Annotated in this window: 3 protein-coding genes; all 3 read left to right on the top strand. The window is 39.3% G+C overall.

Going from position 1 to position 3712, the window contains the following annotated elements; translation table 11 throughout:
* Nucleotides 1-648, top strand: a 648-nt coding sequence (locus PLK24_RS09665) for an HD-GYP domain-containing protein (RefSeq protein WP_324478612.1), incomplete at its 5' end; no start/stop codon positions are given.
* Between the two features lie 113 nt (nucleotides 649-761).
* Entirely contained in the window at nucleotides 762-1979 is a 1218-nt protein-coding gene (locus PLK24_RS09660; RefSeq protein WP_324478610.1) for a type II secretion system protein GspD, read from the top strand.
* 14 nt (nucleotides 1980-1993) lie between these two features.
* A partial coding sequence (locus tag PLK24_RS09655; RefSeq protein ID WP_324478607.1) for a secretin GspD/PilQ domain-containing protein occupies nucleotides 1994-3712 on the top strand: 1719 nt, incomplete at its 3' end.

Raw genomic sequence — 3712 nt, 5'->3', positions numbered from 1 at the left:
TTATTAGTCGCTAAACAATTTGGCCGTGGTAAAATAATCTACTTTCGCGACCTATTTAGTAATTATTCAGTAAAAAATCGAGTATTTTCTAATTTAAATTTTGAGGTCTTATCGATGTTGGCCGAAGCAGTCGATGCCCGTGATCGTTATGACCGGAATCATTCTCAGGAAGTGGCTCAGCTTTCTTTGGAGTTCTCTCACCACTTAGGTTTAAAGAAATCAGAAGTCATTACTTTATACCAAGCCGCTCGCCTTCATGACTTAGGAAAAGTTGGAATCGATCCCAAAATTTTAAATAAACCGGAAAGTTTAACGACCAAAGAAAGACGGAGTATATTTTTCCATCCTGAAATTGGCTCCAAAATGACCCGGACCGTTGATGAAGCGAAGCCGCTCTCTGAAATTATTCTTTCTCACCACGAGCGTTTCGATGGACAGGGATATCCTCACCGGATTTCAAAAGATAATATTCCTTATCTCACCAGAATTCTCAGTATGTGTGACGTTTATCAGGCGATGACTTCTCCTCGGCCTTACCACCAAGCCATGTCTTCTTCGAAAGCCATCGAAGAAATTGAAAAGCTTTCGGGTTCCTTCTTCGACCCGGATTTAACTTCGTCATTTGTCTCCATGGTTGGAAACCGCTAAAAAATAATCTGAATTGCCTATATAAATAAAAAAAAATAATGCTTTAGTACTATATTTTTTATAATAAATTTTTATTATAATAAATCCAGGAAATATTTGAGGAGGGTTAATTTATGAATAATTCGAATAGGTTTTTAGTGGTTTTTATGACAGTTATTATTACCCTCTGCTTCATCCCTCTTTTTTCATTTGCTCAAGAAATTACTGAACCAGAGGAAGAAATGCTTGATGAGGAAATTCTTGAGGAACCAATTCTTATTTCAAACGTCTTTTATGATACCGATATTCGCGAAGCCTTAATGGATATCGCTAGCCAGGCAATGGTCACCATTTTAGTCGATGATTCAGTTTCCGGATTTGTTACCCTCGAAGTCACCGACGTTTCTCTGGAAAAAGCCTTGGAAATGGTCCTTGCTCCTGGAGGCTTCGTTTATAAAAAGATGGATGGGTATTATTTGGTGAGCTCTGGTTCTTTGGACAGTCCTGCTTTTAAAAACATCACCCGCACAGTTCGCATTGACCTTACTGATTTAACCGCAGAAGAACTTATTTCCATACTTCCTGAATATTATTCCCAATTTGTCAAAGCCATAACGGGGAAAGGTTTCGTCACTATAACTGCACCCGATGAAATTATCGAAAAAATTAAGGAAATTATTGAGATTACTGATACACCGCGAAAACAAGTAATGCTCGATACAGTCGTTACCGAAATTTCCGGGGAAGAAGCAGAAAATATTGGAATCGAGTGGGGAGGAGCGAATACGGGTTCCTATGGGTTGCAGTTTGGTGAGTTGGCTAGTATCGGAGGGATTTTTGAACGTTTAGAGAGAATAACTGCAACTTTGAATTTGCTCAAAAAGGAGGGAAAGGCTCGTATTCGTTCCAACCCACGCTTGGTGGTGCTCGATGGAGAGCAAGGTGAAATCCGAGTATTGCGAGATGAATATTTTGCTATAACCACTGGGTCAGCCGCTTTCCCCACCACCAGCTTGGAAACTATCTCCGCTGGTGTCATCATGACCGTTTCACCCCGTATCCATCCCGATGGAAGCATTACTTTGGTTCTTTCTCCCGAAGTGAGTAACGTGGTCGGAGCTGGAATTCAGGATTTACCGGTGATCAGCCGCCGTATTGTCTCTACTACAGTGCGCGTCAAAGATGGTGAAACCATTGTTATTGGAGGATTAAGACAACTTATCGAAGTTACCACCAAAACCAAGGTTCCCATTTTGGGTGATATCCCGCTTATCGGAGGCTTGTTTCGGAATAAAAAGCAAACCGTCGATGATAAAGATATCGTGATTCTGATTACACCAAAAATCATTTAGAAAAGAGAGGAATTATGAGTCGAAGATGGTGCAAAAAATATTTCATTGTTCATCTACTTCTTATATATTTCATGCTCTCTTTATCGCCAAATTCTGTATATGCAATTTCTGATACAGACCAACCGAAAATTGATCTTTTTTGCCCAGATATTTCAATTAAAGAAGCACTGCTTACAGCTGCTTTTCAGGCTGATGTTGAAATCGTTTTTTTTCAAAACATACCGGGAAAAGTCGATATACGCAAAGATGGAGTCACCTTTGAAAAAGCACTCGATCTCATACTGAAAAACACCGATGTCAGATGGTATTTGATCGATGGAGTATATTATATCGGTACTCCGCCAGTCGGAAGTTCAGCTTATATAAAAATTAGTTCCCCAGAAAAGTATCCTTTAAATTACATCTCCAGCAAGGAACTTTTTAAACTACTCCCTCAGTATGCGGGCAATTTGATCATTGATGCTCCATATTCAGTAATTCTTTCCGGACCAGAAGGTTTAAGAGAAGAAATTAAAAAAGAAATTGAGAAAATAGATCACCCCAAAGAACATATCCAGGTTAAATCCATAATTGCCGAAGTCAAAAATGAGACTTTGCAAGATATCGGCCTTGATGTGACTGCCGGTGGCGATCAAAACTTACAAATCGGTTCTGCGGCTTCAATAGGAGGAAGTTTTGAAAGGCTGGAAAAAATCGATGCGGTTTTGCGTGCCTTGCAGGAAAGCGGTGAAGCAGTTATCCATAGTGAGTCAGAAATTATAGTTTTAGAGGGAGAAGAAGGGCGCATTTGGTCTGGAAAAGATGTCTATTATTCAATAGAAACCGAAGGCACTGCTGGAACAACCAGCAATCTTGAAATTATTGAATTAGGAGCTGGTCTCAGAGTAACTCCCCAATATATCGGTGAGGGAAAAATTAAGATTAATTTAGAAACCCAGTTTAAAAATCTTGAGAACGAAAATGAAACACTTCCGGTTATTATCAGCCGGGATACAGTTACTTCGGTTACATTAATCGAGAAGGAACCTCTTTTTATCGCTGGTGTCAATACAACGAAAACCAGCGAAATTAGAAATAAATTGCTGGAAAAAAATAAAGATGCTGAATCAGTAAATTTAGAAGAGGAAAGTCAACTGGTGGTTTTTTTGGAAGCCGAAAGAAAAACCCCCCAAGAATCTCCTCTGGTGGTTAAATTAAAGAGTGAAGATATAAAAGTTAGTCCCTCAACTATTCGCAAAACGACAACCGAGTATCAATTCGGTTTAGGTGCCTGGTATGGAACTCTTATAATCCCTGAATATCAGACCACACCACAATTCTGGTATGGTTTAGAAGTTAAAGTTCTATCTGGTGAAAATTTTGGACTTTATGGGCAGCTTTTAAAAGCTTCTGATAAAAACCTGTGGTTAGGGAAAGTAAGCTTGGAATATGCTGTTCATACCGATGAAGACACTCCCGAAACCATCAATTTAGGAATTGGACTCAAAGGCTTTTGGGGAGATGTTCAAGAGTCGGCGTTTGTTGCTTATGTAAAAGATATTCGTCGAGTTGAAGAGAATCTCCTAACTTTCTTTTCAATAGGCTTACAATTTTCCGAAAATGAAAGTCTCTATTTCGCTTCTCTTGGAGCATCCTACTTTGAAAACGAATGGGCTCTGGAAGCTGAAGCGAAATATCAATGGAATAACCGAGCTTCAAATTGGATACTTGGTATCGAGGGAAAATATCGGTTA

The sequence above is a fragment of the Atribacter sp. genome (assembly GCF_035418125.1).
Classification (GTDB): domain Bacteria; phylum Atribacterota; class Atribacteria; order Atribacterales; family Atribacteraceae; genus Atribacter; species Atribacter allofermentans.
This window is presented reverse-complemented; position numbering and strand designations above follow the sequence as displayed.

What these genes read in the sequence shown, in the direction of transcription:
- PLK24_RS09660 (WP_324478610.1), top strand. Translation starts at nt 762, where the DNA reads ATGAATAATTCGAATAGGTTTTTAGTGGTTTTTATGACAGTTATTATT.